Origin of the sequence: Arthrobacter castelli DSM 16402 (assembly GCF_000430705.1) — a bacterium.
GTDB classification, from domain to species: Bacteria; Actinomycetota; Actinomycetes; order Actinomycetales; family Micrococcaceae; genus Arthrobacter_C; species Arthrobacter_C castelli.
In genome coordinates, this window is sequence record NZ_AUMN01000003.1 from 1 (window position 1) to 26,529 (window position 26,529).

The window sequence follows — 26,529 nt, forward strand, 5'->3', positions numbered from 1 at the left end:
TTCGTCCTTCGCCAGCCAGGCTGCGACTTTTTTTGCGAACCGCAATTCCATCTCCTGATGGGAAAGCCGCTTGTCTTTATCCTTAGCCTCTGCGCGTAAACGAATCAATTCCCGCCGCTCACTTTCGTTCAACGGCTCGTCTTCATCCGGTTCAGGCAAACTCTGCCTCCATTTCTTCACCCAGTTACCAAGAGTCGTCGACCCTATACCGAGATCCTCAGCAACACCGGCAATCGTTGCTCCATCATTGTTCACCAATTCTACCGCGTGCTTCTTATACTCATCAGTAAACTTCACCCGAGCTGAACCCATAACTAACCAACTCTCCGCAGAAAGCAGCTAAACCACCCGTCCCGAAAATTGGAAACCGACCAGTGGACTGCGCGGGCGGCTTCGAGATCGGCCTTGGCCCGACCGGGGGACGAGCCGGTGCCTGCACTGAGGTGTTGCTGCAAGGTGGCGGGGATCCCGGCAGCGGAGGTGGCATCGATCTGGTCGGCGACGGCGATGGCTTGCAGCCACGCGGCCTCCAGGCGCCGCCGCTGCCGCGCCAGCTGTTCAATGGTCTCCAGCGCCCCGGTGTCGGTGACCGTGCCCGGATCCAATGCCAGTACGGCAGTGACGGTCCGGTCCAAATCGTCCAACGCTGATGATGATGCGGGCTGCCGAGGTGAGGCGGACGCCGGGCCCGGTTCCGCGGAAGGGGCGCCGGCGGCGGTGTCGGATGCGGGCAAGGCAGCCAGCACACCGGGTAGATTGTCGCGGTCGATTTGCATCCTCATCACCTTCCCTTCCTTCAATCCAGGGCCTTCGCAGCCGGTCGAATCCATCTACTGACACACTAGAACGCCCCACCGACAAAATAGGATCAAGCCCGTCAAACGAGGGAAAAAAGATTCGAAGGAACTGGTGGCAAGGTTGGACGATCGTCGATGCTTGAAGGGGGCGTCTGGAGGTCCCGCCCACCCCTCAAAGTCTCCGGCGAGGGGTGGTTCAGCAGGCCGGTTTTTCGAACCCCCGGGCGGATGAATTGTGTCCCTCTTCCGCCCGGGGAGCGCGATCCAAAGCCTCCGTTAAGGACGCCATATAACGCAATGTTACCGAATCGTGACATTTCGTTCGGGGAAATCGGCTGCATCCCTGTCAGCTTGTGGATAGATCGAAATCGGCGATTGTCCGATATCTTGTCAAATCGACCCGTTTTGGAGCCGGTGGAGCTCTCCCGGGGTTGATATTAGCCATCAGTTCGCTAGCTTTGGACAAATGGTTGTTCAACAAGCAGAACCGCAATTACGTATAAGTTCCGACACGCAATTCCACCGCCCGGCCGTGGACGATGGCCAGCACTTGTGGCGGATTGCCAGGGACTCCAAGACTCTGGATCTCAACGCCTCGTACACGTACTTGCTGTGGTGCCGGGACTTCGCAGAAACGACCATCATGGCAACCATCGACGACCACCCGGTGGGCTTTATCTCAGCCTACTTCCGCCCCGACGACCCTGAGACCTTGCTGGTGTGGCAGGTAGCGGTCGACGCCGAATACCGGGGCCGCCGGCTGGCCGCATCCATGCTCGACGCTCTGGCCAACCGGGTCGAGGGCGCCAAGTGGCTCGAAACCACAATTACCGCAGATAACGAAGCCTCCATGCGGCTCTTCCAGAGCTTCGCGGAGCGTCGGGATGCCACCCTCGAACGGGATCCGCTCTTCGAAGGTGAACACTTCCCCGACGATCACGATACGGAGTACCTCTTCCGCATCGGCCCGCTCAGCTGAATTTCCGCACTAAGGAGACTAAGGACTTTATGACTGACATTTTTGAAACTCTTGAATCCCAGGTGCGCAGCTACTGCCGCGGATGGCCGGCCACGTTCGACCGTGCCGACGGAAGCGCCCTCTTCACTGAAGACGGACAGCAATACCTGGATTTCTTCTCCGGTGCCGGCGCGCTGAACTACGGGCACAACCCGCAGCAGCTGCTGGAGCCGCTGCTGGACTACCTGCGCAGCGGATCCATCACTCATTCGATGGACATGCATTCTCCGGCCAAGCGGAAGTTCCTGGAGACCTTCCAGGACGTGATCCTCAAGCCGCGCGACCTGGACTATAAGATCATGTTCCCGGGCCCCACCGGGACGAACACCGTTGAAGCGGCCCTGAAACTGGCGCGCAAGGTGACTGGCCGCCAGCACGTGCTCAGCTTCACCAATGCATTCCATGGCATGACGCTGGGTGCTCTCACCGTCACCGGCAACTCCATGAAGCGTCAAGGCGCTGGCGTGCCGCTGACCAACAGTTCGAAGATTCCGTACGATGATTACCTCGACGGGGAGCCGAGCAACCTCAGCTGGTTGGAGCGGGTGCTCGAAGACAGCGGTTCCGGTGTCGATAAGCCGGCCGCCGTGATCGTCGAAACCGTCCAGGGCGAGGGCGGCCTCAATTCCGCCCGTGCCTCCTGGCTGAAGTCGCTCTCCGAGGTGTGCAAGCGTCACGACATTCTGCTGATTGTCGACGACGTCCAGGCCGGTTGCGGACGCACGGGCAAGTTCTTCAGTTTCGAAGATGCCGGTATCGTGCCGGACATCGTGTGCCTGTCCAAGTCCATTTCCGGCTACGGGCTGCCGATGGCACTGACCCTCTTCCGCCGGGATCTGGATATCTGGACGCCGGGCGAGCATAACGGCACGTTCCGTGGTTCCAACCCCGCGTTCGTCACCGCCACGGCTGCCTTGGAGAACTTCTGGGCCGACCGGGAAAAGTTTGAGCAGCAGATTGCGGCCCGTGCCGCGGAGCTGCACGACGGGCTGGAGAAGGTTGCTGCCCTTGCTGAGGGCGCGTCTGTCCGCGGCCGCGGCCTGCTGGCCGGCGTCGTCTTCCAGGACCTGGAGGCTGCCGAGAAGATCGCCTCCGAGGCATTCGACCGCGGACTGCTGGTCGAGACCTCCGGCCCCGAGAGCGAAGTCCTGAAGCTGATGCCGGCCCTGACCATCAGCCCCGAGGACCTGGCTCGCGGCCTGGACATCCTCCTCGACGCTGCGAAGACCGTCGTCGGCGAGCGGGAACTGGCCGCCGTCTAGCATACTGCCGTGCACTGGCCGGCACGCACGCCGTGCCGGCCAGCGTGCTGTCCGGGTCAGGCCTTCCGGCCGGCCCGGACGGGGGATACCGACGGCGGATGGACTATGCGAGTCGACCCGGCGAATGGGTCCGCCCCTACCTTTTGACATAGAGACCTGATAGGAAGAACGAAGTGAGAGTTACACACCTGAACGATCTGGACGACACCGAGCGCGACATTAAGTCGGAGACCTGGCGCAGCCGCCGCATCGTGCTCGGCCGCGAGGGAGTGGGATTCTCCTTCCACGACACCGTGATCTACGCAGGAACGACGTCCACCTTCTGGTACGCCAACCACATCGAGGCTGTCTACTGCGTCGGTGGCGAGGGCGAACTCACCAATGACGAAACCGGTGAGACGTTCCCGATCACCGACGGCACCCTCTACCTGCTGGACAAGCATGAGAAACACACCGTGCGGGCCAAGACCGACCTGAGGATGGCGTGCACATTCAATCCGCCGGTGACCGGCCGTGAGGTGCACGACGAGAACGGTGTTTATCCACTTATAACTGAATAATCACGCCAGGGCCTGGCGGAATGGGGCAGCCAGCCGGAGCTCACTTCCGCCGGGCCTTGTTTGTTCCGTGCGGACGTGAGCCATCACGGCCGCATACCACCGACAGAAACTGAGGAGGAAACTCATGACTGAGACAGTTGAAAGTCGCGTTGATGCATACCCCACCCGTGCCGGGCAGGTTCAGGTAATGCCGCGCCAGGACAAGGTTGTCTACGGATCGGCGGCCGACGGCCCCATGGACCAGGCGACCCTGGACCACTACGATGCCAAGGGCTACCTGGCGATCGACCAGCTGGTCACCGGCGAGGAGCTTGAGGAATTCCGTGCCGAACTCAAGCGCCTGTCCGAGGATCCGACGGTGCGCGCCGACGAGCGTTGCATCGTTGAGTCAACGAGCCAGGAAGTCCGCTCGGTTTTCGATGTGCACAAGGTCTCTGAGGTCTTCAAGAAGATCGCGCACGATCCGCGCGTCGTGGGCAGGGCCAAGCAGCTGCTCGGTTCAGACGTTTACATCCACCAGTCCCGCGTGAACTTCAAGCCCGGTTTTGAGGGCAAGGACTTCATGTGGCATTCCGATTTCGAGACCTGGCATGCCGAGGATGGAATGCCGGGTACGCGTGCGGTGTCCATCTCCATCTCGCTGACGGACAACTATTCCTTCAACGGCCCGCTGATGATCATGCCGGGTTCGCACCAGGAATATGTTTCCTGCGACGCCGCGACTCCTGACGACAACTATAAAAAGTCGCTGGTGATGCAGGGGGCCGGCACGCCGGACAAGACCACCCTGACCGAGTTCGCCGACAAGTACGGCATCGACGTGCTTGAAGGGCCGGCCGGCGGTGCGATCATGTTCGACTCGAACTGCATGCACGCCTCGAACGGCAATGTCACGCCGTTCTCGCGATCCAATATCTTCATCGTCTACAACTCGGTGGAGAACACCATCGGAGAGCCGTACGCGGCCCGGAAGCCGCGGCCGGAGTTTGCCGGTTCGACGGACTTCACTCCCGCTGGCGCTTCTTCGAACGCCTAAGCAACCCTCGGGCCGGCGCCGCAACGGCGCTGGCCCCACCGGAGGAAAATACATGAACAGTACATCGACACCAATTCGCACCGCCCTGGTCGGTTTCGGCGTGTCCGGACGCGTGTTCCACGCCCCTGCCATTGCATCCGACCCCCGGTATTCCCTTGACTTCATCGTCACCTCGAATGAGGAGCGTGCCGCCGACGCTGCGGACCGCTACCCTGACGCGGCGATCGTGCCGGGCCGGGAGGAATTATTCGCCAGTGCCGATGATCTGGATTTAATGGTCATTGCCACCCCGCCGTTTGCCCACGTCGGGCTGGCAGCTGATGGCATTTCCCACGGACTGCACGTCTCTGTGGACAAGCCGTTCGTGGTGAATTCGGACGAAGGCACCGAACTCATCGAACAGGCCAAACAGGCCGGCGTGGTGCTGACCGTCTTCCAGAACCGCCGCTGGGACGAGGACTTCCTCGAACTGCGCAGCATGATCGACGACGGCCACTTCGGGAAGGTGCACACCTTCGAGTCGCGCGTCGATGAATGGAGCGAAACCTGCCGGCAGGCCGAAGAAGCGACCGCCGGAGCATCCAAGAACGCGGCATCGGCGGGCAAGGACGGCGACTCGGCCGAAGCATCAGGGTTGTTCTTCGATCTCGGCACCCGCGTGGTGGAGCAGGCCAAAGAGCTCTTCGGCCCGGTCCGGAATGTGACTGCCGACAAGGAACGGCACAGCATGGCCACCGTGGCGGCACCGTCAGATGCGGAACCGGACACCTACGTCTCCCTCGAGCACGACAGCGGCGTCCGTTCGCGGCTGTGGATGAACCGTTCCGGCCCGCGCTTCCGCGTGCTCGGCTCGGAATCCACCTACACCAAGTGGGGATGGGACGGACAGTCCTGGGCACTCGCAGCCGGCGTGTTGCCCGAGGAGCCAGGGACCTCGCCGTATGACGAGGGCACATGGGGCCGGCTCGGCCGGGATGGTCTGGTCGAACCGGTCGTGGACACCCGGGACTCGAACCCGGACTTCTACTCCATGCTCTCCAATTGCCTGCTCGACGACGGCCCGGTTCCGGTGGATCCGGCCGGACCGCTGGAAGTGCTGCGCATCATGGAGGACATCCGGGCCGCGGACTGACCATTGCGGCCGGGGTCGCTGCCGGGCTTTGCGGCCCGCGATACGCTTGTATCCGTCTCCCTGGCGTACCGTGAATACGGTATAGCGTGGGGAAGTCGCAGCTCAGCAATTACGTGTCGAAAGGCCCGAAGTGACCGAAACCCACGCTCCGATCCGCACCGCGCTGATTGGCTTTGGACTGTCCGGACGGGTCTTCCACAGCCCGTTGCTCGCCGCCGATGACCAGTTCTCCCTCGACGTCATCGTCACCAGCGATACCGAACGCGCCGCCGAAGCCGCACGCCGCCACCCGGACGCGCAGATCGTCTCCACCCCGGCGGAAGCCTTCCGGCAGGCGGAGAACCTCGATCTGGTGGTCATCGCCACCCCACCGGACACTCATGTGGAGCTGGCGGGTGAAGCCATCACGTGTGGATTGCACGGGGTGGTGGACAAACCGTTCGCCGTCAGCTCCCCTGAGGCCGGTGCGCTGATCGACCGGGCCGCGGCCGCCGGCGTCGTACTGACGGTCTTCCAGAACCGGCGGTGGGACGGCGATTTCATCACCCTGAGCAAGATCGTCGACGACGGCGAGTTGGGCGAGGTCCACACGTTCGAATCCCGTTTTGAACGGTGGAGCCCGGTCAGCCGCACGCCGTGGAAAGAACAAACCGGTGCTGCAGGCGGCGGCGGAATCCTCTTTGACCTGGGCACCCACGTGATCGACCAGGCGCTGCAGCTTTTCGGCCCGGTCGAGGATATCCATGCCGAGACGTCCCGGCACAGCAGCACCAGCGCGTCGGACGCCGACGACGATACTTTCGTGTCACTGCTGCACAGCAACGGGGTGCGGTCGCGGCTGTGGATGAACCGGTTCGCCGGACAGGTCGGCTCACGCTTCAGGGTGCTGGGGTCGGAAGCGGCTTACACCAAATGGGGGCTCGACGGCCAGGAAGCCGCGCTTGCGGCGGGGACGCTTCCCACCGACGGGGACTACGGCAAGGACAACATTTGGGGCATGCTCGGCCGCGACGGCGACACCCGTCCGTACGAGGCCGAACGAGGCGATTACCCCGCGTTCTATTCCCAATTGGGACGGGCCATCCTCGACGGCGGCAGCGTCCCGGTGGATCCGGAGGGCCCGCTGGAAGTGCTGCGCATTATCGAGAAGATCCATGGCCTCTACTAGGCTCTCTTCCGGGGTCTCTTTCAGAGCCTCTTCCCAGGCGTGCAGCAGAGCCGCCGCAGATGCCTGAGACAGCCGAAGCCGTGACGTTTGAGCAGTTGCTGGAGCTGGCCGCAGCCCTGGTCGTCCCCGGACAGCGGCGGATCCTGGGGATCACGGGTGCACCGGGCGCCGGTAAATCGCAGCTTGCCGGTCTCTTGGTATCCTCACTCCCGCCGGGCGAAGCCACCTGCGTGGCCATGGATGGTTTCCACCTCTCCAATGAGATCCTTACCGTACGCGGCCTCCGCCATCGGAAGGGCGCCATCGAAACGTTCGACGACGGCGGCTACGCGGCGTTGCTGCACCGGGTGCGCCGGCAGCAAGCGGGCGATGCGGCGATCTACGCACCGCTCTTCCGTCGCGACATGGAGGAGTCCATCGCTTCGGCGTTGCCGGTGGAAGCCGATACTCCACTGGTCATCACCGAGGGCAACTACCTGCTGCAGGACGGCGGCGCCTGGCCGGAAGCACGCCGTGCGATGGACGTGACGTGGTACCTCGACACCGACGACGAACTGCGGCGTGAGCGGTTGCTCGACCGTCATGTGGCCTATGGGAAGACCAGGCAGGAAGCGCATGCCTGGACCAACGGCAGCGATCAGGAGAATGCCCGGCTGATCGCGGCGTCGGCCTTCCGGGCTGACCGCCGATTCCGTGTGGCCTGAGCCGGCAGCACCTGTGCCTGATTCGGCCGCCCGGCCGACAACGAACCACCCCGATCATACCGGCGCGGCAATACCGGCGCCGCCGGCACCGATACTGTGGAATCATGACGAATCCGGCATTGACGCGAAGCAGCCCGCTGACCGAGTTCCGGTTGGCCCCCAACCCCGGACCGATGAGCCTGGACGGCACCAACTCCTACGTGCTGGCCGCACGCACGACGGCTGCCGCCGTCGTCGTCGATCCGGGGCCACTGGACCAGGAGCATCTGGAGCATCTGGCCGCCCGCCAGGTGGAGCTGGTGCTGATCACCCACCGGCACGCCGACCACACGGAGGCAGCCGCCGAATTCCACCGGATCACCGGTGCGCCCGTCCGCGCGCTCGACCCGGCCCATTGCCATGGCGGGGCTCCGCTGGCCGACGGCGAGCGGATCCACGCCGGCGGCGTCGACATCACGGTGCTGGCCACCCCCGGGCACACCTCCGACTCGGTGTGCTTTCAGCTGCCCGACGACGGCGCGGCCGGCTCGGTGCTCACCGGCGACACCATTCTGGGCCGCGGCACCACCATCCTCGACTATCCCGACGGCCGGCTCGGCCCGTACCTGGACTCCCTGCGCCGCCTCCAGGCGCTGGGGCAGGCGACAGTGCTGCCCGCGCACGGTCCGGTGCTGCCCGACCTGGCCGCGGTGTGCACCGAGTACATCGACCACCGGCAGCAGCGGCTGGACCAGATCCGGCAGGCGCTGCAGACCCTCGGGGCAGAGGCGCCCGCCGGCGACGTCGTCGACGTGGTGTATCACGACGTCGACGCATCCGTCCGCGGTGCGGCGCTCAAGTCGGTCGAAGCGCAGCTGGACTACCTGCGCAGCTGAACCAAGTTGACGGGCCGGCGGCGTCCGGTCCGATGGGCTTGAACGCCGCCGTCATTCGCTGCCGGTCACTTCGCCAGCGACCACTCCCAGACGTTCCACCACACCCCGTACAGGCCCGGGTTGTATTCCATTCCCTTGACCCGCTCGCTGGCGGCGGTGACTCCTGCCGACTGGAACAGCGGCAGACCGTATCCGGTTTCGAACAGGATGGTGTCGATTTTGACCATCAGCTCCTGCTGGCGCTGCGGATCCGTGGTGAGGATCAGCTGGTCCATCAGCTTTTCGGCTTTCTTGTTGCAGAATCCGCTGAAGTTGGAGGAGGAGTTGCAGCCGTAGAGCTGCGGGACGCCGGTGACGCCGACGCCGGGGCTGACCCAGGCGAAGATGGTTGCGTCATAGGTGCCGTTGCCCAACGCCGCGGACCACTTGTTGCTGGGCAGCCCGCCATCGACGATCCGGAAACCTGCCTTCTCCGCGCTTTCGGCGATCAGGGTATAGGTGTCGACGGTATTGGGGCTCTCGTTGCTGTAGTGGATCTTCACCTTGGGTGTCCTGCCGTCGAGCAGTTCCTTGGCCTTGGCGATATCGACGTCCTGGTACTTCGCCGACCCATTGACCTTCACGGCGGCCTTGTACCCTTCGGTGCCCGGGACGAACAGCTGCGAGTCGCGTGGCTCGGAATCCGGGTTGATGCGCTTCACCGTGGCCTTGAGGATCTGCTCCCGGGGAACCGTGTGCATGAAGGCCTTGCGCACGTCCTCGTCCGCAAACACCCCGGAATAATTCAGGTCGACATGCTTGAAAGTCAGTTCCTGTCCCTGCCGGATGTTGATGCCATTGATCTTCTGCAGCGAGCTCACGGTATCTGCGGTGGCCTGGGGAGCGACGACGTCGACCTCGCCGTTCTTCAGCGCCTGCACCTGGGCATTGGCGTTGGTGATGTATCGGATGGTGATTTCATCAATTTTCGGCTCCGGACCGAAATCGAACTTCTCGTTCTTCACCAGCGTCATCGACCGGTCCGCCACCATGCTCTCGACGACGTAGGGACCGCTGGACAGGTACATCGAGGGGTCCTTCGGCAGCGAGGTGGTGTCGAAGGCGGTGTTCCAGAAGTCGGCAACTGCCTTCAACTTGGGGCGCTTCCTCGGATTGTCCGGGTCGCCCTCCGGGGCGGAGGTGATCAGATCGACCAGGGCCTCTTCACTGTCCAGGCCGCCACCCTTGGCCACCACGTGGGCCGGCTGGTCCATGCTGAAGGCGATTTCCCAGTCGGCATACGGCTTCGAGTACGTCATCGTAATCGAACGCCCATCGTCGCCGATCCTGGGCACATCGGTCAGCCCCAGCCCCGTCGTGCTGCCGGCGTAGGCAAAGTACTTCGTTCCGGAGACAACCTTGTCCTTCTTATTGGTGGTGGCGTCGTTGAAGTACCCGGACTCGACCGCCCAGGCCAGCATCAGGTCGCCGGCGTCGATCGGTGTTCCGTCAGACCAGGTGACGCCCTCGTTGATGGTGTACTTGACCTTTAACGGATCCTTCGACAGCACCTTGTAGGTGCCGAACTCTTCGTTCCTGACGATATTGAGCTCGTTGTCGATGTAGTTGAAGCCCCAATGAGTCAGGTAACTGATCTTGCCGTTAATGGACGCGTTACCCGTGGCGCTGTTTGCGTTGAACGAGGTGAACGACCCGACTTCGGCCACGCTGACGGAGCTGCTCTGCTGATCCGGTGAACTCCCTCCGGTGGATCCGCCGCCACCTTCGGTGCTGGCACATGCGGTCAGTGCGAGGGCGGCTATCGCCGCCGTTGATACTGCCTGGGGGATGCGGTTGAAACGCATCGGTGCCTCCTATTCTCGAATGGCGGCCGCTCGGCTATTGTGTGGCCAGGTCGCCACCATCTGGTGTGAGTGATGTGTCTCACGTGACAGAGTCTAGAGTAAGGCCCGGGCAGTCGGCCGGATCTGGCTGTCGGCGAGTGTGCACAGTATGCTGATAGGCCACCGCGCAAACTGATTGGAATGTTCGAACCGATGAGCGAAACACGGCTGACTGCGACAGTGACCGGCCAGGTGCAGGCAGTGGGATTCCGGTATTGGGTGCGGCGGCAGGCCGAGCGGCTGGGCGTGACCGGCACGGCGGTCAACGAGCCCGACGGCAGCGTCACGGTCATTGCCGAAGGCGACCCGGATGCTACTGCCCGGCTCCTCGAAGCCCTCCGCTCCGGCAGGACACCGGGGCACGTGAGCCACGTCGACGCCGAATACTCCCAGGCCAGGGGTGACTATTCCCGCTTCCGGGAAGGCTGAGGGCGGATGACTGAGTCCGCTGTGCCAAGTTCGGCCCAAGTTTCGCTCACAGGTGTCGGAGTGGCCACCATGTGCCATTCTGCGTAAGAAGCACGTGCTGGGAAGTCACTAAGTGCCACTTCAGGCGCGGGAATACGGTACAAACCGACCAAGTGTTGCCATGCTGACACGAACTGGCCAATCGATGGAGATCCGCGTCAAGATGCGTCGGTGCCTGTCCGGAGTGGGGCCGGCCTCGATCGGAGCGCTGGCATCGGCGCTGTTCCTTCCGGAGAACGTCCGATGCGGAGGGAGAGGCGCCGTCATTGAACTGACACTGGCAGGAGATTGGACGTCGAGGCTGCCGGGATGTTGATGCCCGGCACCGGCAGGGCCGTTGTATGCTGACCGTGGATCGACCGTGCAGCTACGTTGGACACGTGTCGGTGTTGGAACCGTGGGGGACGGCCGGGATTGGCGGGCTGGTTTTCCACATCGTAAGAAGGACGAAGCATGCACAGCGATGAAGCGTCACTGACCATCGGGGTCGTCAAGGAGTCCCGGTCCGGTGAGCGACGGGTGGCGCTGGTTCCCAAGGCAGTGGCTTCCCTTGTCTCACAGGGGCTGCGCGTGGTGGTGGAACCGGGAGCTGGGATCGGCGCGCTGATGCCCGACGAACTGTACTCCGAGGCCGGGGCGGAACTCGGCGCCGCATGGTCGGCGGATGTGGTGCTGAAGGTGGCTCCACCCACTGAGGACGAGGTCGCGGCGCTGGCGCCCGGATCCACCTTGATCGGTTTTTTGGCACCGCGGGACGCGGACAACCCTATCGAGGCGCTGCGGGAAGCGGGCGTCACCGGCTATGCCGTGGAGGCGATCCCCCGCATTTCGCGGGCGCAGGTGATGGATGCGCTCTCGTCGCAGGCCAATGTGTCCGGGTACAAGGCGGCGCTGCTGGCGGCGTCGCTGTCCACGCGTTTCTTCCCGATGCTGACGACGGCGGCGGGTACCGTCCGACCCGCGGGTGTGCTGGTCCTCGGCGTCGGCGTCGCCGGATTGCAGGCGCTGGCCACGGCCAAGCGGCTCGGCGGCCGGGCGACTGGGTACGATGTCCGCCCCGAAGTGGCCGACCAGGTGCGTTCGGTCGGGGCGCACTGGCTGGACCTCGGTATCGACGCGGCGGGCGAGGGCGGATACGCCCGCGAGCTGACCGACGAAGAACGCGCTCAGCAACAGCAGGCGCTGCAGGACGCCATCGCAGCCTCCGACGTCGTCATCACCACGGCGCTGGTCCCCGGTCGGCCGGCTCCGCGGCTGGTCACGGCAGCGGCCGTGCAGGGGATGAAACCGGGCAGTGTCGTCGTCGACCTGGCGGGAGAGACCGGCGGCAATTGCGAATTGACGGAGCCGGGGCAGGTGGTGGTCAAGCACGATGTGACAATCGCATCGCCGCTCAATCTGCCCGCGGAGATGCCTGAGCACGCCAGCGAGCTGTATTCGAAAAACCTCACCTCGCTGCTCGAGCTGCTGGTGGCCGACGGCCGGTTGGAGCCGGACTACGACGACGAGGTCGTCGCCCAAGCCTGCGTCACCCGAGTAACCCCGATCGAAAGCTGACTGTTTCTTATGGAGTCCTTCCTCGCAAACATTGCCATCCTGGTGTTGGCGGGATTCGTCGGCTTCGCCGTCATCTCCAAAGTGCCCAACACGCTGCATACGCCGCTGATGTCGGGGACCAACGCCATCCACGGCATTGTGCTCCTCGGTGCGCTGATTGTGCTCGGAACGGTTGACGATCCCGGCCTGTTGATGCAGGTTATCTGTTTTGTCGCCATCGTCTTCGGGACCGTGAACGTGGTTGGCGGATTCGTCGTCACTGACCGGATGCTGTCGATGTTCAAGCGGAAGACGCCGGCCCGCTCGAGCGATGCGGAGGACCGTTGATGGATGAGCTGGTCTACGGCCTGTACATTATCGCCGTCGCGCTCTTCATCTATGGGCTGATGGGCCTGACCCAGCCCAGGACGGCGGTGCGGGGCAACAAGATCGCCGCCGCCGGCATGGCGCTCGCCGTCGTCGCGACCTTGATCGAAATCCGGGCGACTTCGAACTGGACCCTGATTATTGCCGGCCTGGTGGTCGGGGTGGCGCTGGGCATTCCGCCCGCCCTGCGCACCAAGATGACTGCCATACCGCAGCTCGTCGCGCTCTTCAACGGCGTCGGCGGCGGAACCGTCGCGTTGATCGCGTGGGCGGAATTCCTGGAGACCGACCGTTTCACCGGACTCGATCCGGCCCATGGTCTGGTGGTGCCCGTCGTCGTCGCTTCCCTGCTGGCCTCGATTATCGGCTCGATATCGTTCTGGGGCTCGGTGGTGGCCTTCAGCAAGCTGCAGGGGCTGCTGCCGGGCCGGCCGATCAGCCTGGGACGGCTGCAGCAGCCGGTCAATATCCTGGTGCTGCTGGCGGCCGTTGCTGTTGCCGTCGTCATCGGCGTGGGCGCCGCTTCGACCGGCGTGAACCCGTGGTGGTTCCCGGTGATCCTCGTCGTGTCCGGGGTGCTCGGGCTGATGGTGGTGCTTCCGATCGGCGGCGCCGACATGCCCGTGGTCATTTCGCTGCTCAACGCGCTGACCGGACTTTCGGCGGCCGCGGCCGGTCTGGCGCTGAATAACGTGGCCATGATGGTGGCCGGGATGATCGTGGGCGCATCCGGCTCCATCCTGACCAAGCTGATGGCCAACGCGATGAACCGGTCGATCCCGGCGATCGTGGCCGGCGGCTTCGGCGGGGGAGCGGCTGCGTCCCAGGAGTCGACGGGCGACCGCACGGTCAGGTCCACGTCAGCTGCCGACGTCGCCATCCAGCTGGCCTATGCGAACCAGGTGATCGTGGTGCCCGGCTACGGACTGGCCGTGGCGCAGGCACAGCTGGCGGTCAAGGACGTGGCCAAACTGCTGGAGTCGCGCGGCGTCGAGGTGAAATACGCGATTCATCCCGTTGCCGGACGGATGCCCGGACATATGAACGTGCTCCTCGCCGAGGCGGATGTCTCCTATGACGCGATGAAGGATATGGACGACATCAACGGCGAGTTCGCCCGCACCGACGTCGCCATGGTGATCGGCGCCAACGATGTCACCAATCCGGCCGCCCGCACCGATCCAAACTCGCCGATCCACGGGATGCCGGTGCTGAACGTCGATGAGGCCAAGTCGGTGATCGTGCTGAAACGTTCGATGAGTTCGGGTTTTGCCGGGATCGAGAACCAGTTGTTCTACGAGCCGCAGACCTCGATGCTGTTCGGGGATGCGAAGAAGTCGGTCAGCGACGTGATGGAGCAGCTCAAGGCGCTGTGAGTGCCGGCAGGCGCACCCGGCTCCTGTCCCGTCGAGTGCATGCCCGGCCTTGCCTTGTATCGGCATGCCTTGCATTGGTGGCGGTCCGCCCGGCCCTGCCCTACCTTGGAGTCATGGCACTGACAGAAAACCTTGCAGACGCATTCGACGACCAAATCACCCTCGAGTTCCAGGCTTCCATCATCTACCGGCAGTTGGCGATCGAGATGGACGTGATCGACCTGCCTGGAATTGCCGCATGGTTCCGGGCCCAGGCCGAGGAGGAGATTGTCCATGCGGAGAAGTTCATCACCCATGTGACCGACCGGGACGGGCACCCGAAGATCGGCGGCATCCAGGACCCGGCAATCACAGCCGGCTCGGCGCTGCCCGCTTTCGAAGCGGCACTGGCACATGAGCAGCGGGTCTCCGAATCGATCCGGGAACTATACCGCCTGGGCCAGGCCGAGGGTGACATCGATTCCATCCCGCTATTGAACTGGTTCGTCAATGAGCAGCTGGAGGAGGAGGCCACGGTCAGCGAGATCATCAGCCAGGTCAGGATGGTCCACGACGACGGACCCGGCCTGCTGCGCCTGGACGAGCAGCTCGGTGGCCGCCAGTCCGGCCTCACCGAATAGCGGATGCGCCGGCGCGCCGCCGCACGGTGAGGTGCTCCGGCGCCGGAGCTCAACGCGTTACTGCACGACGAACAGGTTCAACCGGACCGCATCCGGGTGGCGCTCGCCGGTGCCGACGAGGATCCGGGAGTTGAGCCAGCCCCACCGTTCGCCGGTCGTAGTCATGCGGGGGTGGCAGCGGAAGTAGATGCGCTCGGGCGGGACCTGTTCGCCGCGGACCAGCTTCGCGATATCCTCCGGTGACCCGGAGCGCAGGCCGAAGTTCGAGATGTAGATGCGCTCGCCGTCGTCGGTCTCGATGGCGTACTCCGCCTGCAATTCCGTCAGGGTGTCCGTCCGCAAAGTCTGGAAGTCCGCCCCGGCAGGAAGCACCTTCCCGCGGAGTCCAGGCCCTTCCACGGTGCCGCCGACGATGGGAATGATGCGTCGATATCCATCCGCAGTGTCGCCGACTTCAACCGGAGCGCCGACGTCGACGCTAATGGTTCCAAGGAACGTCAGTTGCGGAGGCGCTGGGGTCGTCATGGAATCGACGCTAGCAGAGTGATCCATCAGTGGGCCGCCTGCGTTTGGCAGAATCGGATTGCCTCTGTCACTTTCCTGGGTGGGCGGACCTTTGGCGGTAATGCGCACGTGATGGTGTTCTTGGGCAAGTGATCGGAGAGCGGGACGTACGTTACCGTTCGGTTATCGAAAGTGGTGTTGGACTCGGGCGGGGAGTTCACCACTGAGAAGCCCAGTCCGCGCGCCACCAGCGAACGGATTGTTTCCATGTTTGTGCTCTGCCACTGTAACTTGGGTTCCATTACCGCGGATCGCATCATCCCGACCACTCGTTCAATGGTCGGCGGAACGTCGAGAAGGATCGCCGGTTCATCGGCGACCTCATGCAGCAACACCACATCCCGGTCCGCCAGGCTATGGTCGGCGGGCAACATCAGTTGAAGCCCGGCAGAACTGGATGCACGACGATGCGATGGGTGCCGTTAGTGGTCTGGGCTCAGCCCATACCACTGCCCGGTTACCTTCGAAGGGCTGGTAACGTCTTGCCCCATGAAGTGGCTGACGGCGGACCTAGCTGATCTGACCGGTCGCAGGGGACTGCCTGCGGCCCTCATCCTCGTAGTGGCCCACGTGGTGGGCCCGCTGCTGGCCGTGCCCCTGTGGGCGCTCGGGCTGTTGCCGGTCTTCAATGACATGCGCTGGATCCCGGTGGCCATCGTGTCCATCTATTGCGCCGTCATCTATTTCGGGCTCTTCTGGCGCTTCGGGTTCTGGGGGGCAGCGGCGTCGATGGGGATCGGCGGGGGCGAGAAGTATATGGAGACGTTCTCCCCCAGAACCGGGCTCGCGCTCGGATGGCTGCGGTTCTTCATGCAGCTCATCGCTGCCGGCCTCATCATCCTCCCTCTCATAATGACGTGGACGAACACCCGGTGGTGGCACCTGACCGGAACAGAGAAGCTCGACGCCCTGCCCGAGCAGGCCGCGGCCATCCCGGTCCCTGACGAGTGGCAGCTCGACCGGACCAGGGCCTCGCAGACCGGGTTTCCCGAGGTCGCGTTCTCAACCCAGTTCGACGGATCCGAACCGCAGGGTTTCGTGGAGCAGACGTTCGAGGTCCCGGGAACGTACACCCTCGACGACCTCGAGCAGTGGCTGCAGGACCCGGTCTGGGACAGCTTCCCCGACAAGGGCGGCCCGTTTGGCGACCTCACGCTGGAGGAGTGCAACAGCCAGAGCACCCGCTGCACCGCACGGTTCGTCCCGAGGTCGGGAGGCGAGCCCGAGTACTTCGTCGCCGCCGACCTCGACAGGCTGGTATCCAGTTACTCTGGGGCGGAACTGGAGGTGCGCCTGGAGTACCACAAGTACGAGGCGCCCGATTGGGAAGTCTCCCAGGAGACGGTCGACCGGGCGCACGCGATCCCCGTCCCCTCCGAGTGGTTCCGGTACGACTCCGGGGCGGCGACGAGCGGCGTCGGCGAGGAGTTCGCCCAGTCCTACCGGGTGCCTGCGTCCTTCGACCGCGAGGACCTCGAGGCGTGGCTCCGCGGGAGCGCGTGGACCGATCCGGCCTCGGGGTCGCCGTTCGGGAAGATCCGGGTGGATGACTGTCGCGAGGTCGGGGTCGATGACAATTATCTCTGCACGGCCATCGTGGTCGGAACCGAGAACACACTCGAGAATTCCTCCTACGACGGTCCCATCGAGTCGCTGAGCGCGTCCCTCGACTCTGACCACACGGTCCGGGTGGAACTGGAGCGCAACGGCTGACAGAAACCAGGCGTTCACAACATCCCTGTGGGCCATTTGCGTCCTCAACTGAAGCATCCTGTATCGCGCCGTGTGCAGACGGCCTCGGACGGTGATGCAGGATGGGTGGCCCTTCGCATTTGAGCGCGGTGGCCTCGGAAAGGACTTCGCCGCCGCCGCACACGGCAAGACCCCCGCGCAGGCCATGCTGCGCTGGCACCTGCAGCAAGGCCGCTCGGCGATCCCGGAGACAGCCAAGCCCGAGCGAATTGCCGCGACGCGATCGATACGGTTCCGCTATGGGATGGGGCATTGTGCGCTTCGGCGACCACCCGGCGGACCTGGGGCGATGAACTGCCCCACGTTCTCGACGGGACGGACCGGACGGCCGGCCAACAATTACACCTCACGCGGCTACCAGGAGCGGTTCGCCGCCGCGGCGCCGGACGAGGTGGAAGGGAAGCCCATCGACGATCTCGAGGTCGGCAGCATGGCAGGCGCCAGTCCCGGGCCCGCTGTCATGCCATCATGCGGCGGTCGACGTTACGCGTAGAAGCGGTGCACCGCCTGAGACACCACGGCCGGCTTGGTCTCGCCTTCGATCTCCACCGAGCAGTCGACGGTGATCTGCATGCCGCCTTTGACCTCTTCCACGTCGGCGATGGTGGCGCCCATCCGCACCTTGGAGCCGACCTTGACCGGGGACGGGAAGCGGGCCTTGTTCAGTCCGTAGTTGACCTTGGTGCTCACCCCGGTGACGTCCAGTAATTCCGTCCAGAAGGGGATGGTCATCGACAGCGTGAGGTAGCCGTGCGCGATCGGCGCGCCGAAGGGGCCGTCCTTGGCCTTCTGAGGGTCGGTGTGGATCCACTGGTGGTCGTCGGCCGCGTCGGCGAAGGTGTCGACCTGCTCCTGGGTGATCTCGCGATAGTCGGTGTATCCCAGGTCCTTGCCTGCGAGTGATGGCAGTTCCTCGAATGAAACGGTGGTGGTCATTGGCTCTCCTCTTGTTGTGTGATGTGGCTGGTTACCGCACGAAGGCGCTGTGGCCGGTGATGGCCCGGCCCACAACGAGGCTGTTGATTTCGTGGGTTCCTTCGTAGGAATAGATGGCTTCGGCGTCGGCGAAGAAGCGTCCGACGTCGGCGTCCAGGGTGATGCCGTTGCCGCCTGCCACTTCGCGGGCGAGGGCGGCGGTTTCACGGGCGCGGGCGGCGCACCAGGACTTGGCCAGCGCGGAGTCCTCGTCACGGTAGACGCCGCGGTCCTGTTGCTGGGCCAGCCGCACGGCCATCCCCAGCGACGCGGTGACGTTGCCCAGCATGGTCACCAGCTTCTCCTGCACCAGCTGGAAACTGGCCACGGGACGCCCGAACTGCTGTCGTTCGGTGACGTACTTCAGCGCTGCTTCATAGGCGCCGGCCGCGACCCCGGTGGCGATCCATGCGACGTCGGAGCGCATGCTCCGCAGCAGACGGGCGACGTCGGCGAAGGAGTTGATCTTCGCCAGCCGCATCGATTCATCAACTTCGACGTCGGTCAGGCCGATGTGGGCGTTCTGCACGATGCGCATGGAGATCTTGTTGCCGATCTTGTCCATCCGCACTCCGGCGGAGTCGGTGGCGACGAGGAATCCCTTGACCTTGCCGTCGGCTTCGTCCCGGGCCATCACCGCGAGGTAGTCGGCGAAGCCGGCACTTCCGATCCACCGCTTCTCGCCGTTGAGGATCCAGGTGTCCCCGTCACGCCGGGCGCTGGTGGCCAGCCCGCCGGCGATGTCGGAACCGTGCTCCGGTTCGGTCAGCGCGAAGACGCCGTTCATCCGGCAGGTCGTGATCAGCGGGTCCCATTTGGCCACCTGCTCCTCACTCCCGCCCTGGGCGACGGTAGTGCGGAACAGGCCCGATTGGCCGTTGTAGTACGTGGCCACTGAGGCATCGGTGCGGGCCAGCTCGAAGTTCCGGAACCCCTCGAAGAGCGAGCGTGGTTTGGTGCCGTCCAGCTCCGGCGGGGCCATCAGGTCTGCCTCGGTCAGCCGGTCCTTAATCGCCGTCGGGAACTGGGCGTTTTCCCAGGCCTCAGTGAGCAGGGGCTTGACGTCGTCGTGCAGTACCTTGCGCAGCCGGCCCAGTACGTCCAGCTCCGGCTGGTTCAGCAGCGACTCGTAGTCGTACAGATCCGAGGCAGCGTAGAGCCGTGAGCCGGTGTTGGTCATGCCCGTGTCACTTAAAGCCGCGTCACTCATTGCCGCTCCGCTCCAGGCCGAGCAGCCGCACGGCGTTGTCCTTGAGGATCTTCGGCCGCACCTCGTCCTTGATGTCCAGGTTTCCGAAGTCCCGCAGCCACCGCTCCGGGGTGATCAGCGGGTAGTCGGACCCGAACAGCACCTTGTCCTGCAGCATCCTGTTGGCGTGCCGGACCAGATTTTCCGGGAAGTACTTCGGCGCCCAGCCGGAGAGGTCGATATACACGTTGGCCTTGTGGGTCGCCACCGCCAGCGCCTCGTCCTGCCATGGCACGGAGGGATGGGCCATGATGATGGGCAGGTCAGGGAAGTCGGCGGCCACCGAGTCCAGCAGCATCGGGTTGGACAGACCCAGCTTGATTCCGAAGCCGCCCGGCAGCCCCGAGCCGATGCCGGTCTGGCCGGTATGGAAGATGACCGGCCGGCCGATCTCCTGCAGCGTCTCATAGAGCGGGTAGAACTGCCGGTCGGACGGGTCGAAGCCCTGCACGCTGGGGTGGAACTTGAAGCCCTGCACGCCGTGGTCTTCGGCCAGCTTCTTGATCCCGGTGACGGCGTCCGCGCCGCGGTGCGGGTCCACGCTGCCGAAGGGGATCAGCACGTCATTGTTCCGCGCCGCCCCTTCGGCGATGGCCTCCGAACTGTTCGGGCTGTGGCCCATCTGGGTGGAGGCATCAACTGTGAAGACGACGGCGGCGATGCCCTGGTGCCGGTAGAAGTCGGCGATCTCGTCCAGCCCGGGCCGGGTGGTTTGCGACTTGAAGTACTTGCTTGCCGCATCCACCAGCGTCGGCGGCAGGGCGTTGTGCCCGGTGTCGTCGACCTCGATATGGACGTGGGTGTCGATGGCGTTGAGCGAGGCGACATCGATGTTGGGTTCGTAGCGGTTGGCCATGACTACTTCTTCTCTTTCTGCTCTGGCGGCGGCTCTGGCATGTGCTGCCCGACGCTCTGCAGGTTGGGCCCGAAGAGGGAGTCGAAGTCTTCGGTGAGGGTCTCGTAGTCCCAGCCGCCGTTCTGGAAGGCCGTCGATACCTCTTCGGGATGTGACCAGAGGGCCAGCCGGTCGCCGCCGGCGCCGACGGCCTGTCCCGAGACCTTGGCCGCGTCGTCGGAGGCCAGGAAGGCGACCACCCCTGCGACGTCGGACGGGTTGCCGAAGCCGAGCGCGCGGCGGGCGAAGGGCGGCATCTCTTCGCCGCGGGCTGCGGCGTCCACGAATTCCTTAAAGAAGGGAACGGTTTCGGTCATGGCTGTGGCAGCGACGGGGATGACGGCGTTGACCGTCACTTCGGCCCTGGCCAGTTCCATCGCCCAGGTGCGGACCATGCCCACGATGCCGGCCTTTGCCGCGGCGTAATTGGTCTGGCCGAAGTTGCCGCGCTGGCCGGTGGGGGAGCCGATGCAGATGATCCGGCCGCCCTCGCCCTGCTCGCGGAACTTCATCGCGGCTTCGCGGACGCAGGTGAAGGTGCCGCGCAGGTGCACATTGACGACGGCGTCGAAGTCCTCATCGGTCATCTTCCACAACACCTTGTCGCGCAGCACGCCGGCGTTATTGACCAGGATGTCCAACCGGCCAAAATTGTCGACGGCGGCAGCCACCAGTTGGCGGGCGGTCTCGGACGATCCAACGGGCGCGACTGATGCGACTGCCTTGCCGCCGTCGTTCTCAATGGCGGCGACCGCATCCTTGGCGGTCTGCTCGTCGACGTCGTTAATCACGACGGCGGCGCCCTGTCGCGCCAGTTCCTGCGCGTAGGCCAGGCCGAGGCCTTGTCCGCTGCCGGTCACGATGGCGACTTTGCCTGCCAAACTCATTACTGCTCCTGACGTTGGGGTGCGGCCCGTGGCGGGCCCCGGTCTGACTCCATCACAGTAAAAATAATTGAAAAAGTCAATAGATGAGAACATCATGGAGATTCAGGAAATTAATCGGCACAACCGTTGACGTTTACAACCATTGATCTTAGCGTTGTATTCACGGGTGAGCGTCATCACATGACGGTGGAATCAGGAACCGACCAACCGGAGGAGCGCATTGTGGAGAATCAAGGATCAGGGTCGTGGATTCATCGCCGGCGCATCAAGTCGGGCGGGAAAACGGCACTGATCATTGACGATCATGAAGTGACCTATGCCCGCCTGGCAGAGCGGATCGACCGGTTGGCTGATGCCTTTCGCCAGTGGGGCATCGGGCGTGGGGACCGGGTGGCCTATCTCGGCGAAAACCATCCGTCGTTCCTGGAGACGTTCTTTGCTGCCGGAACGCTGGGCGCCGCATTTGTTCCCCTGAACACCCGTTTGGCTCCGCCGGAGGTCCAGTTTGCGCTGCAGGATTCCGGGGCATCGGCCTTGGTGTACTCCCAGGAGCTGGCGCCGCTGGCAGGCAGTGGCGCGAAGGGTACGGCTGTGGTCCACGCCGCCGTCGTCCGCCCTGATGCCGCTGGACCAACATCCGGTGACGGCGGCACTTCTGCCGGTCCCGGCAGCGAGGCCACGGCGGCAACATCCGGGGGTGACGGCGTCGAGGGTGCCGTGGATTTTGCAGCACTGCTGACCGAAGGATCGCCGGAGCACCTTGACCTGCCGGTCACCCACGATGACCCGGCGATGATCCTCTACACCTCGGGGACCACGGGCAAACCCAAGGGCGCCATACTGACGCACGGCAACCTGGTCTGGAACTGCATGAACGCCCTGGTCGACTTTGACCTGCGCAGTACGGATGTGGCGCTGATGATCTCGCCCATGTTCCACGTCGCTTCCCTCAACATGGGGGTGCTGCCCACCTTGCTCAAGGGCGCCACCGTGGTGCTGGAACCCCGCTTCAAGCCGGGTCGGGCACTGGCGCTGATCGAGAAACACCGCGCCACGTATATCAGCGGTGTTCCGACCACCTACCAGATGATCGCCGAGCACCCCGACTGGGACAAGACGGATATCAGCTCGTTGGAGAAACTCACCTGTGGCGGGTCGGCCGTGCCGCTGCGCACGCTGGAAGCGTATGAACGCAAGGGTCTTCCGTTCACCCAGTGCTACGGCATGACGGAGACATCCCCGGGGGCCACAGTGCTGCCGCCGGAGAAGACCCGGGAGAAGGCCGGATCGGCAGGCATGACGCAGTTCTTCACCGACATTCGGATCGTGGACCCGGCCGGCGAGCTCGTCGGACCGCACGCCGTCGGCGAGATCCAGATCTCCGGGCCCAACGTGATCCGCGAGTACTGGAACCGGCCCGATGCGACAGCCGACAGCTTTGCCGACGATCAGTGGTTCCGTTCCGGGGACATGGGCTATTTCGACGACGAGGGGTTCATCTACATCACTGACCGGATGAAGGACATGATCATATCCGGCGGCGAGAACATCTACCCCGTCGAAATCGAACAGATCATCCTCGAGCTGGAGCACGTGGCAAGTGCCGCCGTCGTCGGCGCCGCGGATGAGAAATGGGGCGAGGTGCCGATCGCGGTGGTGACGCCCGTGGAGGGAGCAGCGCTGACGGCCGAGGATGTGCAGGCTCACCTGGACGGGCGGCTGGCCCGGTACAAACTGCCCAGGCAGATCGTGTTGGCCGACGACCTCCCGCGCACAGCCAGCGGAAAAATCCGCAAGGCGGATCTGCGCAAGCAGTACGGGAACGTGTAGAACAATGAGAATGCGAACGGTTGACCACCTCAATCGTCGTGGCGATGTTTAACACGAAGGAGCGCGCATGTCACCGATCACCGAACCTGATGAAGCTACACCGGTTGTCCGCGGGGAGAGCCGGCTGATGGAGGCCGGCATTGTGGGCGATATTGAATTCCTGTTGGCGAGGGCGCGGGCGGTGGGCAGCGTGCGGGCCAACCAGGGGCTGGCCGACGTTGGCCTGAAGGTGCGCTCCTACTCAGTACTGGCTCTGGCGTGCAGCGGTTTGGGGCCGTCGCAGCGCGAGATGGCGGGGTTCCTGCGACTCGATCCGAGCCAGATTGTGGCGCTGGTCGACGAGCTTGAGCGGCGCGAGCTGGTGGCGCGGGAGCCGGACTCCCGCGACCGGCGATCGAAGGTCGTCACGGGCACTCGTGCCGGGCGTACCTTGCAGACGAAAGCGGCCCGGATGGTCCGGACCGCCGAGGACAGGTCACTGTCACCACTGTCCGAAACCGAGCGCGAGCTGCTCAGGGACTTGCTTCGGCGGGTCGCGTTCGAATCACCCACCTAAAACGAAAGTACATGGGGTCCGTCATGAAACATATGTTCGCCAAGGCAGCAGCCGCGGGATCGGTTCTGGCACTAGCACTTACCGGCTGCGGGGGCGGCTCACCATCGGCAACCGGAGAATCATCCGGGTCGACCGGCTCGTCCGGCTCCGGCGGCTCCGGAGAAGGGTCGCTGACGAAACTCACCGTTGGCGTCATCCCAATTGCACCCTCCGCGGCAGTGCAGCTGGGCATCAACGAGGGCATATTCAAGGAGCACGGACTCGACATCTCGCTGGATACAGCCCAAGGCGGGGCGGCCATGCTTCCGGCGGTCTCCACCGGAGACCTGGACGTGGGGGTCGGCAACCCGCTGTCGGTGATCCTGGCCAACGCTCAGGGCCTGAACATGGATATTGTCACCGGTTATACCAATTCCAAGTCCGAGGGCGATGACATCACCGGCGTCATCGCCGACGCCGATGACAACATTGACTCCTGGGCCGACCTCGAAGGCAAGACCGTCGCGGTCAACACACTCAACGGCCAGGGCGACCTGACGATCATGGAAGCAGTGGCCCAGGACGGCGGGGACCCGCAGGCGGTGAACTTTGTGGAGTTCGCCTTCTCTGACATGCCGGGCCAGCTCGAAGCGGGAAACATCGACGCCGCTTGGTTCCCGGAGCCGTTCCTCACCCAGCTGGCCAATAAACAGGGCATGGAGCTGGTCGGGTACAACTACCAGGACACCATCCCGGGATTGAGCACCATGGTGACGTTCAGCAGCCAGAAGTTCGCCGAAGGGAACCCGGAAGTGATGAAGCAGTACCGCGCTGCGATGACCGAAGTGCTGGAATTCGCCGAGCAGAATCCGGACCGGGTGCGCGAGGTGATGACGGAGTTCCTCAACATGCCCGAAAAGACCGCGTCCAACCTCCGGTTGGAGAAGTTCGACGCCGAGGTCAAACGGGATAAGCTGCAGGCCTTGGTCGGTCTGATGCAGAAATACGGGGTCGTCGAGGGCGAGATCAAGCTGGACGGGATCATCAACGCGGACTAGTTGCTTCGACCACCGGCGGCTGGTTCCGATCAGGATGCCAGACCGCTCGGGCATATTTCTTACGCTCTGAAGTAAGAGTAAGATTAGGGTCATGAGGATTACGTCGAAGGGCCAGGTGACCATCCCGGGGCCACTGCGGGAAAAGTTCGCGCTGCTTCCGGATACCGACGTCGATTTCGTCGAGGACGGAGACGGTGTGCGGATCGTGAAGAGCACGTCGGGCAAGCCGGATCGCGGCGCCCGTGCCCTCGGACTCTTGAAGGGGAGCGCCACGACGAGCATGACGACCGATGAGATCATGGACCTCACCCGTGGTGACTGATTCCGGAGGCGGGACCAGGCGGTACCTCGTCGATTCGAATATATTGCTCGACATAGCCAGCGAGGACCAGGAGTGGCAGGGGTGGTCGACGGAGGCGCTGGCGCAGGCGATGCGACGCGGAACGGTGGCCATTAACCCGCTGATTTATTCTGAGGTCTCAGTCGGTTATGACAGGATCGAAGCGCTCGACGATGCACTTCCACAGCACCTGTATATGCGATTGCCGCTTCCATACGAAGCCGGGTTCCTCGCTGGAAAGGCATTTGCGCAATATAAAGCCCGCGGAGGCGGCAAGAGTGCTCCGCTTCCGGACTTCTTCATCGGCGCCCATGCTGCGATCTCAGGCCTGACGCTGATCACCAGGGATGCCGCGCGATGCCGAACCTACTTTCCCACGGTCGATCTGGTCACCCCTCGTGGCCGGGATCGCTAGCTCCACAGATCGCCGGCTCCAGCCTGGGCCGGGAATCTGCTAATCGCCAGCTGGCACCGGGGCAGCCGAATGCCTGTCGTCCAAGTGCTTGAGGACTGCGGTGGCCGCGGCGCGACCGGCCCGGTTGGCGCCGAGGGTTGAAGCCGAGGCGCCGTAACCGGTGAGGAAGACACGCGGGTCGGCGGCCACCGCGACGCCGTCGGTCCTGATGCCGCCGCCGGTCTCGCGCAGGTGCAGCGGTGTGAGGTGGTCCAGTGAGGCTCGGAACCCGGTGGCCCACAGAATCGCGTCGGCGGCGACCTCGGTGCCGTCGTCGAACATCACCCCGTTCTCAGTGATCGAGGTGAACATGCGGCGCGAGACGAGGACGCCGTCGTCGATTCCCTGCTGGCACTCCGGAGTCAGCGGCAGGCCGGTGGTGGCGACGACGCTTAGCGGTGGCAGGCCGGCCTCGGTGCGTTCCCGGACGCGTCGTTCCACGTCCCGGCCCCATTCGGCGTCGAAGGGGCGGTCGGTGAAGTCGGGCGGGCGACGGGTGACCCACGTGGTGGTGGCGACCTTGGACAGCTGCAGCAGGAACTGCACAGCGGAGGTGCCGGCACCCACGACGACGACGTGCTGGCCGCTGAATTCGTCGGCGGACCAGAAGTCGCGGGTGTGCAGCTGGCGTCCCTTGAACCGCTCGCGGCCGGGATAGTACGGCCAGTAGGGGCGGTCCCAGGTGCCGGTCGCGTTGACCAGCGTGCGTGTTTGCCAGGTTCCGGCGCCGGTCTCGACGGTCAGCGCGGCCTCGACGCTGTCGTCGGAGATGACGCGCTGAACCGGCACGGGGCGGTGCACGGGCAGCTCGAATTCGCGCTCGTACTGGTCGTAGTAGCGGCAGACCACCCGCGACGCTGGTTCTTCCGGGTCCGGCGTACCCAGCGGCATGCCGGGCAGATCGTGGATGTTGTGCGCGGCGCCGAGGGTGAGCGACGGCCAGCGGTGCCGCCATGCCCCGCCGGGTCCTTCGTTCGCGTCGAGGACGATGAAGTCGTCCTCCGGCGCGAGGCCGCGGCGTTTGAGGTGGTAGGCAGCCGACAGGCCGGCCTGGCCGGCACCGATGACGACGGCGTCCAGCATGCTGCGCTCCTTACTGTCAGGGGCCGACCCGTACCGTCAACAGCGATGGATCCTGCCCGGATATTCCGTCGGTGTTCCTCCCGGG

General features: G+C 64.3%; 29 protein-coding genes and 1 pseudogene. 20 read left to right on the plus strand and 10 right to left on the minus strand.

Going from position 1 to position 26,529, the window contains the following annotated elements; genetic code table 11:
* Positions 1-297, minus strand: a 297-nt coding sequence (locus H535_RS23480; protein ID WP_211236521.1) for a transposase, incomplete at its 3' end; no start/stop codon positions are given.
* Between the two features lie 17 nt (positions 298-314).
* Positions 315-782, minus strand: coding sequence for a hypothetical protein (locus H535_RS0104480; protein ID WP_026818592.1), 468 nt, complete (start codon positions 780-782; stop codon positions 315-317).
* Positions 783-1,263: 481 nt separating this feature from the next.
* Between H535_RS0104480 and ectA the strand changes: the two genes are divergently transcribed.
* The 8 genes from ectA (at position 1,264) to H535_RS0104520 (ending at position 8,552) form a co-directional block, all read left to right on the plus strand.
* The gene (gene ectA, locus H535_RS0104485; protein WP_035768387.1) at positions 1,264-1,776 is read left to right on the plus strand and encodes a diaminobutyrate acetyltransferase; all 513 of its coding nucleotides are present in this window, start codon (positions 1,264-1,266) and stop codon (positions 1,774-1,776) included.
* A 29-nt stretch (positions 1,777-1,805) separates the two neighbouring features.
* Positions 1,806-3,077, plus strand: a complete 1,272-nt coding sequence (gene ectB / locus H535_RS23485; protein ID WP_035768389.1) for a diaminobutyrate--2-oxoglutarate transaminase — start codon at positions 1,806-1,808, stop codon at positions 3,075-3,077.
* A 173-nt stretch (positions 3,078-3,250) separates the two neighbouring features.
* On the plus strand, positions 3,251-3,637 hold the full coding sequence (locus H535_RS0104495) for an ectoine synthase (protein WP_026818594.1): 387 nt from the start codon (positions 3,251-3,253) through the stop codon (positions 3,635-3,637).
* Positions 3,638-3,761: 124 nt separating this feature from the next.
* Positions 3,762-4,673, plus strand: coding sequence for an ectoine hydroxylase (thpD, locus tag H535_RS0104500; protein ID WP_026818595.1), 912 nt, complete (start codon positions 3,762-3,764; stop codon positions 4,671-4,673).
* Between the two features lie 52 nt (positions 4,674-4,725).
* Positions 4,726-5,805 (plus strand): Gfo/Idh/MocA family oxidoreductase, encoded by a 1,080-nt coding sequence (locus H535_RS0104505; protein WP_026818596.1) that lies wholly within the window; start codon positions 4,726-4,728, stop codon positions 5,803-5,805.
* 130 nt (positions 5,806-5,935) lie between these two features.
* The gene (locus H535_RS0104510; RefSeq protein ID WP_026818597.1) at positions 5,936-6,973 is read left to right on the plus strand and encodes a Gfo/Idh/MocA family protein; all 1,038 of its coding nucleotides are present in this window, start codon (positions 5,936-5,938) and stop codon (positions 6,971-6,973) included.
* A 59-nt stretch (positions 6,974-7,032) separates the two neighbouring features.
* On the plus strand, positions 7,033-7,677 hold the full coding sequence (locus H535_RS0104515) for a nucleoside/nucleotide kinase family protein (RefSeq protein WP_026818598.1): 645 nt from the start codon (positions 7,033-7,035) through the stop codon (positions 7,675-7,677).
* Positions 7,678-7,781: 104 nt separating this feature from the next.
* On the plus strand, positions 7,782-8,552 hold the full coding sequence (locus H535_RS0104520) for an MBL fold metallo-hydrolase (RefSeq protein WP_026818599.1): 771 nt from the start codon (positions 7,782-7,784) through the stop codon (positions 8,550-8,552).
* A 65-nt stretch (positions 8,553-8,617) separates the two neighbouring features.
* On the opposite strand, the gene H535_RS0104525 is transcribed toward H535_RS0104520, so the two are convergent.
* Positions 8,618-10,396, minus strand: coding sequence for an ABC transporter family substrate-binding protein (locus H535_RS0104525; protein WP_026818600.1), 1,779 nt, complete (start codon positions 10,394-10,396; stop codon positions 8,618-8,620).
* A 192-nt stretch (positions 10,397-10,588) separates the two neighbouring features.
* Between H535_RS0104525 and H535_RS0104530 the strand changes: the two genes are divergently transcribed.
* From H535_RS0104530 to H535_RS0104550, 5 genes are all read left to right on the plus strand, one after another.
* Positions 10,589-10,864 carry an acylphosphatase gene (locus H535_RS0104530; RefSeq protein ID WP_026818601.1) on the plus strand — a complete coding sequence of 92 codons (276 nt, stop codon included), beginning with the start codon at positions 10,589-10,591 and terminating at the stop codon, positions 10,862-10,864.
* A gap of 492 nt (positions 10,865-11,356) precedes the next feature.
* Positions 11,357-12,460 carry a Re/Si-specific NAD(P)(+) transhydrogenase subunit alpha gene (locus H535_RS0104535; RefSeq protein WP_026818602.1) on the plus strand — a complete coding sequence of 368 codons (1,104 nt, stop codon included), beginning with the start codon at positions 11,357-11,359 and terminating at the stop codon, positions 12,458-12,460.
* Between the two features lie 9 nt (positions 12,461-12,469).
* Positions 12,470-12,787, plus strand: coding sequence for an NAD(P) transhydrogenase subunit alpha part 2 (locus H535_RS0104540; RefSeq protein ID WP_035768391.1), 318 nt, complete (start codon positions 12,470-12,472; stop codon positions 12,785-12,787).
* On the plus strand, positions 12,787-14,202 hold the full coding sequence (locus tag H535_RS0104545; protein ID WP_026818604.1) for an NAD(P)(+) transhydrogenase (Re/Si-specific) subunit beta: 1,416 nt from the start codon (positions 12,787-12,789) through the stop codon (positions 14,200-14,202). Before H535_RS0104540 ends, H535_RS0104545 begins: the two co-directional genes overlap by 1 nt.
* Before the next feature lie 113 nt (positions 14,203-14,315).
* A complete protein-coding gene (locus tag H535_RS0104550) occupies positions 14,316-14,822 on the plus strand; it encodes a ferritin (RefSeq protein ID WP_026818605.1) in 507 nt (168 codons plus the stop codon).
* 57 nt (positions 14,823-14,879) lie between these two features.
* Here the strand turns inward: H535_RS0104550 and H535_RS0104555 are convergent, their stop codons facing one another.
* Both H535_RS0104555 and H535_RS30325 read right to left on the minus strand, forming a co-directional pair.
* Positions 14,880-15,347, minus strand: a complete 468-nt coding sequence (locus H535_RS0104555; protein WP_026818606.1) for a DUF3237 domain-containing protein — start codon at positions 15,345-15,347, stop codon at positions 14,880-14,882.
* A 26-nt stretch (positions 15,348-15,373) separates the two neighbouring features.
* Positions 15,374-15,760 carry a LysR substrate-binding domain-containing protein gene (locus tag H535_RS30325; RefSeq protein WP_051298538.1) on the minus strand — a complete coding sequence of 129 codons (387 nt, stop codon included), beginning with the start codon at positions 15,758-15,760 and terminating at the stop codon, positions 15,374-15,376.
* Positions 15,761-15,875: 115 nt separating this feature from the next.
* Here H535_RS30325 and H535_RS0104565 point away from each other — a divergent pair, with 115 nt between their 5' ends.
* Together H535_RS0104565 and H535_RS28890 are read left to right on the plus strand one after the other, a co-directional pair.
* Entirely contained in the window at positions 15,876-17,099 is a 1,224-nt protein-coding gene (locus H535_RS0104565; RefSeq protein WP_026818608.1) for a hypothetical protein, read from the plus strand.
* Positions 17,100-17,250: 151 nt separating this feature from the next.
* Positions 17,251-17,352 (plus strand): annotated as a pseudogene (locus tag H535_RS28890) (aldo/keto reductase); the annotation flags it as partial.
* A gap of 269 nt (positions 17,353-17,621) precedes the next feature.
* Here H535_RS28890 and H535_RS0104575 read toward each other — a convergent pair.
* From H535_RS0104575 to H535_RS0104590, 4 genes are read right to left on the minus strand one after another with little or no spacing between them, the layout of a single operon-like run.
* Entirely contained in the window at positions 17,622-18,074 is a 453-nt protein-coding gene (locus H535_RS0104575) for a MaoC family dehydratase (RefSeq protein ID WP_026818610.1), read from the minus strand.
* A 31-nt stretch (positions 18,075-18,105) separates the two neighbouring features.
* On the minus strand, positions 18,106-19,323 hold the full coding sequence (locus tag H535_RS0104580; protein ID WP_026818611.1) for an acyl-CoA dehydrogenase family protein: 1,218 nt from the start codon (positions 19,321-19,323) through the stop codon (positions 18,106-18,108).
* Positions 19,316-20,218, minus strand: coding sequence for an amidohydrolase family protein (locus H535_RS0104585; RefSeq protein WP_026818612.1), 903 nt, complete (start codon positions 20,216-20,218; stop codon positions 19,316-19,318). The genes H535_RS0104580 and H535_RS0104585 overlap by 8 nt, the downstream gene beginning before the upstream one ends.
* A 2-nt stretch (positions 20,219-20,220) precedes the next feature.
* Positions 20,221-21,144, minus strand: a complete 924-nt coding sequence (locus H535_RS0104590; RefSeq protein ID WP_026818613.1) for an SDR family NAD(P)-dependent oxidoreductase — start codon at positions 21,142-21,144, stop codon at positions 20,221-20,223.
* Positions 21,145-21,366: 222 nt separating this feature from the next.
* Here H535_RS0104590 and H535_RS0104595 point away from each other — a divergent pair, with 222 nt between their 5' ends.
* From H535_RS0104595 to H535_RS0104615, 5 genes are all read left to right on the plus strand, one after another.
* Positions 21,367-22,974: an acyl-CoA synthetase gene (locus H535_RS0104595; protein WP_026818614.1), complete on the plus strand. Its 1,608-nt coding sequence runs from the start codon at positions 21,367-21,369 to the stop codon at positions 22,972-22,974.
* A 67-nt stretch (positions 22,975-23,041) separates the two neighbouring features.
* Positions 23,042-23,530: a MarR family winged helix-turn-helix transcriptional regulator gene (locus tag H535_RS0104600; RefSeq protein ID WP_051298540.1), complete on the plus strand. Its 489-nt coding sequence runs from the start codon at positions 23,042-23,044 to the stop codon at positions 23,528-23,530.
* 23 nt (positions 23,531-23,553) lie between these two features.
* Positions 23,554-24,567 (plus strand): ABC transporter substrate-binding protein, encoded by a 1,014-nt coding sequence (locus H535_RS0104605; protein ID WP_026818616.1) that lies wholly within the window; start codon positions 23,554-23,556, stop codon positions 24,565-24,567.
* Positions 24,568-24,658: 91 nt separating this feature from the next.
* Positions 24,659-24,889: an AbrB/MazE/SpoVT family DNA-binding domain-containing protein gene (locus H535_RS0104610; RefSeq protein WP_026818617.1), complete on the plus strand. Its 231-nt coding sequence runs from the start codon at positions 24,659-24,661 to the stop codon at positions 24,887-24,889.
* Positions 24,882-25,322: a type II toxin-antitoxin system VapC family toxin gene (locus tag H535_RS0104615; protein WP_026818618.1), complete on the plus strand. Its 441-nt coding sequence runs from the start codon at positions 24,882-24,884 to the stop codon at positions 25,320-25,322. Before H535_RS0104610 ends, H535_RS0104615 begins: the two co-directional genes overlap by 8 nt.
* A gap of 39 nt (positions 25,323-25,361) precedes the next feature.
* Here the strand turns inward: H535_RS0104615 and H535_RS0104620 are convergent, their stop codons facing one another.
* Positions 25,362-26,444: an FAD-dependent oxidoreductase gene (locus H535_RS0104620; protein WP_035768394.1), complete on the minus strand. Its 1,083-nt coding sequence runs from the start codon at positions 26,442-26,444 to the stop codon at positions 25,362-25,364.
* Positions 26,445-26,529: the final 85 nt, after the last annotated feature.